We start from the raw sequence: 4,648 nt of genomic DNA on the forward strand, positions 1-4,648 counted from the left end.
AAAACCCTCAGAAACAGCCCAAAAGGGCCTCATCCAGCCGTCTGAGCTGCGCTGAGGGTTGAAATCAACAAGAAATCAGCTTTTGGCCGAGAAAAACGCCCTCGGCGACAGGGTTTTTCTGCAAACACTTAAAGGCCGCTCAGGTCCGTCGCTCACGTCCGAGCTGTCCGAATCGCAGGGCATTTGCCGTAGGCAAGCGAGGCGCGTCGTTGCCATGGCTTACAAGCAGATTCAGGCCGACATCGACGAAACCGACATCAGCCGCCCGCAACTAGTGGCGCAGCTTGTCCATTGCCTGCAGACCGCCATGGCGCAGGCACTGGCATCGCAGCATCCGTCTGCTGTTGTTGGCACCGCCCGCGAGCTGCGCGAGTTGCTTGGCCTTGGCGCTGAACAGCAGCAGCAACACCGCCCGATGGTGAAGCGGTGGAGCTGAACGACGCGCTGCTGGCGTTGGAACACCAGGCAGCAGTTGTTGCCGCCTGCCTAGATGACGCGGACACAGAGCTGCTGCAGCATGTGGCTGATGGCTGGGCGCCTGGCACCACCCCTCGGCAGGCTGCCTTATGGCTGCAGTGGCTGCGTGACTGCCAGCAGCGATGGCAACAGCAACCGCCCGACGAGCCGAGCGCGGATGAGATGCACCGGCTGCTGCTGCGGTGGGCTTGTGCCAGCAAACGACGGCGGCGCTGAGATTGGCGCATCTGTGGGCCGCCATGGGCCGCTGCGCTCAGTTGCCACAACGAGATTGAGCAGTTTGACTGGCTGCTGACTAGGTAGGGGGTGGCCACTCATTGGCGCGGCCCCCAGTGCGGATCATCGCCATCGCCTGCAGCATCCCACCCGCTGCCGGTGGGGAGGGGGTGTGTTCGTACATCCCTCTCAACACTCTTATCCCTCCCATCTCCTGTTGTTATTCGGGGGATGGATTCCACCAGCACAGCCTGGGAGGGTTGGGAGGGTTGGGAGGGGCTGGGAGACACACCCCCCCTGGGCCGGTACAGCTTGCGGCGGCCGGTGCTGGTGGTTTGATGCTCCACCACCAGCAGCCCACGGCGGGTGAGCTGATCCAGGGTTTCTCGTGCTTTGCGCACGGCATCGCCTCCAAGGTGGAGACGTTGCGCCAGAGTTGCTGCGTCCATGGGTTGCTGATCCTGTTCGTACTGATCGCGGACTGCCTCCAGCGCCTCCGCTTGACGGTCCTGCAGCTTTGCCTCCACCTCTAGGAGCCGTTGCGCTTCCATCACCTCCTCGGCATCGCCATGGAGGTGCCAGCCCTGATCCGTGCGCTCTATCAGCAGCTGCAGCGGCGCACCACCCCTGCCCTCGGTCTTCAGCACGATCCGTTTGTCTGGTGCTGCTGCCGGGTTGGCTTGCGCCATCCGGTGCAGTTGGATGATCTGGGATGCGGCAGCGGGGAGAGCTGAGGTGCCTCTGCTGGCAACTGCTGCAGATCCGTTAGCGCCGGCCTTGTTGGCGTGGTGCACTACCAGCAGGGTGCCCCGGTGCGGTGCGATCGCCTCCAGCAGCGCCAGCACTGGATCGGCCATCTCCGCGTCGTTCTCGCTTACCCCCAGCGTCCGGCAGCAGGCGTGGTAGCTGTCCACCACCACTACCAGCCCAGGGTGCTCCTCGGCTGATTCAGCGATCCGTTCAATGCCCTCCTCATCCAGATAGAGCGGGTTTCCTGCAGTGAACAGGCCCACGATCGGCGGTAGCGCCAACCTGCCATCGGGCCCCAGCAGCCGGGCCGACTTGAGCATCCGCGCCCAATCGTTCTCGGGTTGATCGGTGCCCACGATCAGCACAGGTGGACATGGGCCATGGAACCGTTGCCCTAGGAACCCAGGGCTGCCATGAGCCCATGTGCCGATCGCCTCCAGCACCAGCGAGGTCTTGCCCACCTTGGGTAGGGCCAGCAGCAGGTTGAACGCTTCCGGCATCACCAGCCCATCCCATAGCCATGGCGTTGGTGCCAGGCTCAGCGGGCGATCAGTGATCGCCTCGAAGGTGCCCAGCGTTGAACGCCTGGCCTCCACCAGCAGGCGCTTCAGCTCGCTATCTCTGATCGTGAGGTCTGTGGCTTCCGCGGCCTCGCGCAGATAAATCAGCCGGTGCGCCGCTGGTATGTCGCCACGGATTAGCTCCTCAGCTTTGAACTGCAGCGATTGGATTTCCTCCTCTGTTGGGATGCGCTCAGCCACGACCACACCCCCTTGGCCTGTGGGCGCGGAAGGTGAGCACGTCGCCCTCGCTGATCGGGGTGCGCTTCACCAGCGCCCAGCCGTCGATCACCTGGCCGATGCTCAGCGGCCCATGGCGCTGCTCAGCGCTGAAGTTCACGCCGGGCATGCAGAGGATCAACCCGTCGCGGGTCTGCTCACACCAGAGCGACCCATGCCGCCCGCAGATCGGGCAGGGATCCAGCCGTCGGGTGCCATGCCGCCGTGAACTGGGCTTGCTGCCAGAGCTGAGCCGCGAGCTGCACTCTGCGGCCACCTGCAGCGCATGCGCCCACCAGTGAGCCGGTGGTGCCGTCAGCCCCTCGGGGCCCGTACCCTCGGGCCAGTAGTAGTGGCCGCCGCTGCTGGGGTGCTCACCCAGCACGATCACCTGGCGCCCGCCATCAAAGAACACCTCCAGGGCCTCGCCCTTGCTGGTGTCGGTCTTGGATGCCGTGATGGTCTTGCCCTGGAACTCAGCGCCGCCGGGCAGTTGGCTGAGCTGCTCCAGCGTGGGCCGGAACAGCACCTTCAGCCGGTTGGCGTCGGTGGTGCGATGCACCTGCCAGCTGCCCACCATGGCGGGGTCCAGGCCCAGCTCCAGCGAGGTGGCGCCATCAAAGTCAAAGCACAGCAGCGGGCCAGTGAGCAGCCCGGTCCGGGCGCCCACAGAACGCATGGTGCGGTGAGCCTGCAGCTGCGCGACGGTGAAGCCTGGGTGATGCTGCCAGCCGCTGAGCATGGGGCCCTTGCGATCGGCACCCCAGCCCACCGGCAGCAGGGCCAGATCCTGCTCAAGGCGCTGGAGCCTGCCCAGTTGGTGCCGCCATGGCGCTGGTTCTGGCGCATGCTGGCCCCTGAGCTGTTGCCGTAGCCCTGTTGCCGCAGTTGTTTTGCCAGATACAACCCCCTGCAGGTATAGCAGTGAGTCAGCTAGGCTCAGAGCATCACCATGCCCCTGGCCTCCGCAAATTGTGGGGGTCATTTTTATGCCCCCACGGCTTGTTTGAGGGCCGCTTCACCGCGTACGCGGGTCATGCCCCGGTGATGGAAGGCGGCGCGGATTGCATCCACGTTCCACAGGATTGAAGCGCTGTGACTGGTGCCGAGGATGTAGTGCTCGCCGCCTACCAGGAACCCGCCGTGGGTATCGCGGCAGCGCTTGAGGTGGTTCTGGCTGCAGCCCAGGGCCATCGCTGCCATGGGGGTGCGGAGCCACTGCTGAGGTGTGCTCATTTTACGACCTCCAAAAGCTCTCCTTGCGACAGTCCGGATTTCGCAAGTTTTTCTTCGTAAAGCGCTAGGGCATCCCTCTGTTCTTGGAGAAGTGCTGCTTTGTTAATTGATACTTCAAGTTCATGAGGACCTCGGTCGCACACAAAGCCAGCCCTTAATTGGGATGGGCTGAACACCTCAAGTGCTTTTTTGCTGACCTCACTTTTGAGCGCTTCCCGAATGCAGTATCTCGCCGCAATCAATAGCGCTAGCTGGGCTTCCTCCTGATCGGGGGCATCGAGCAAATTGATTCTTGCTGGCAGGGCTTGGTCTAGTCGATGCTCCATCTGGTCAATCCTTGCCCAGATCATGTCCTCTACCGAATCGCTATAGCAATCAGCGATCCAGTAATTTTTTTCGCCGGGTACGGTCATGTTTGGTGCGTGTGATGACCTGACCAGTATTTGGATGAAAGATTTATTTTGTGGCCTCTCTGGTTATCCCTGCTCATCCCTTGATTCCTGAAAACAACTGCAGGAACAAGGGCGCCAAATTGCGATTAATAAAGCATGATTATTTGTTTGCTGGTTGCCATAAGTGCTCTAGGGGTACTTCTGACTACTTAGGTCCCCGTAAGTACACCCTGGTTAAACCGCTCCACCGCCGCCTCCAGGCTGGCCTCATCAGTCCATTGCCCGTAGTGCTTGAGGTGGGTGGCGACGTTGTGCCCCATCAGGGCCGCTGCGTTGCGTGGGTGCATCGGGTTGGCGCTGCAGCAGTGGGCCCGCCAGGCATACCCATGGCGCAGTGAATAGGGGGTGAGCCCTGGGCAGCGGGCCACGAGCGCCCGCCACGGCCCGTAGCGCCGCAGCAGTTGGGCAAACTCGCGGCCTACGTCCTGGAACCGGTCCTTCACTTCCACTGCCGCGATCTGGTTGCGGATCGACTTGGGCAGCTTCACCAGCCCGCTGCCGTAGAGCTGCAGCAACCGATCACCCTCGCCCTCGCGGCCCGCAATGTCGAGGGGCAGCAGCCGCCGTGGTGATTTGCCCTTGGCGCCCATGTTGGTGGTGTTGCGCTTCACCTGGCCCACACGGCCCTTGCCGTCCTCACCCACCTGCAGCACTGCAAGCTCAGCGGGCCGCAGCCCGAACAGCCCCACCCGCCCGACCGCCAGCCGCAGCTCATGCTCACTGTCGGCCTCAAGCTGA

General features: G+C 63.0%; 6 protein-coding genes and 1 pseudogene. 2 read left to right on the top strand and 5 right to left on the bottom strand.

Features of this window, described 5'->3' with window-relative positions; all coding sequences use genetic code 11:
• Window positions 1-58: 58 nt before the first annotated feature.
• Window positions 59-436 (top strand): hypothetical protein, encoded by a 378-nt coding sequence (locus tag ACIQ2E_RS12505; protein ID WP_398331021.1) that lies wholly within the window; start codon window positions 59-61, stop codon window positions 434-436.
• Between the two features lie 355 nt (window positions 437-791).
• Here ACIQ2E_RS12505 and ACIQ2E_RS12510 read toward each other — a convergent pair whose 3' ends face one another.
• Complete coding sequence (locus ACIQ2E_RS12510; protein ID WP_398331024.1) at window positions 792-2,204, bottom strand: AAA family ATPase; 1,413 nt, start codon at window positions 2,202-2,204, stop codon at window positions 792-794.
• Window positions 2,197-2,892 carry a hypothetical protein gene (locus tag ACIQ2E_RS12515; RefSeq protein ID WP_398331027.1) on the bottom strand — a complete coding sequence of 232 codons (696 nt, stop codon included), beginning with the start codon at window positions 2,890-2,892 and terminating at the stop codon, window positions 2,197-2,199. Before ACIQ2E_RS12515 ends, ACIQ2E_RS12510 begins: the two co-directional genes overlap by 8 nt.
• Before the next feature lie 15 nt (window positions 2,893-2,907).
• Between ACIQ2E_RS12515 and ACIQ2E_RS12520 the strand changes: the two genes are divergently transcribed.
• Window positions 2,908-3,096, top strand: coding sequence for a hypothetical protein (locus ACIQ2E_RS12520; RefSeq protein ID WP_398331030.1), 189 nt, complete (start codon window positions 2,908-2,910; stop codon window positions 3,094-3,096).
• Between the two features lie 113 nt (window positions 3,097-3,209).
• On the opposite strand, the gene ACIQ2E_RS12525 is transcribed toward ACIQ2E_RS12520, so the two are convergent.
• The 3 genes and pseudogenes from ACIQ2E_RS12525 to ACIQ2E_RS12535 all read right to left on the bottom strand — a co-directional run.
• Window positions 3,210-3,458 carry a hypothetical protein gene (locus ACIQ2E_RS12525; protein ID WP_398331033.1) on the bottom strand — a complete coding sequence of 83 codons (249 nt, stop codon included), beginning with the start codon at window positions 3,456-3,458 and terminating at the stop codon, window positions 3,210-3,212.
• The gene (locus tag ACIQ2E_RS12530; RefSeq protein WP_398331036.1) at window positions 3,455-3,871 is read right to left on the bottom strand and encodes a hypothetical protein; all 417 of its coding nucleotides are present in this window, start codon (window positions 3,869-3,871) and stop codon (window positions 3,455-3,457) included. The genes ACIQ2E_RS12525 and ACIQ2E_RS12530 overlap by 4 nt, the downstream gene beginning before the upstream one ends.
• Window positions 3,872-4,059: 188 nt before the next feature.
• Window positions 4,060-4,648: pseudogene (locus tag ACIQ2E_RS12535) on the bottom strand (site-specific integrase); the annotation flags it as partial.

This window comes from Vulcanococcus sp. (genome assembly GCF_044369115.1).
Lineage (GTDB): Bacteria > Cyanobacteriota > Cyanobacteriia > PCC-6307 > Cyanobiaceae > Vulcanococcus.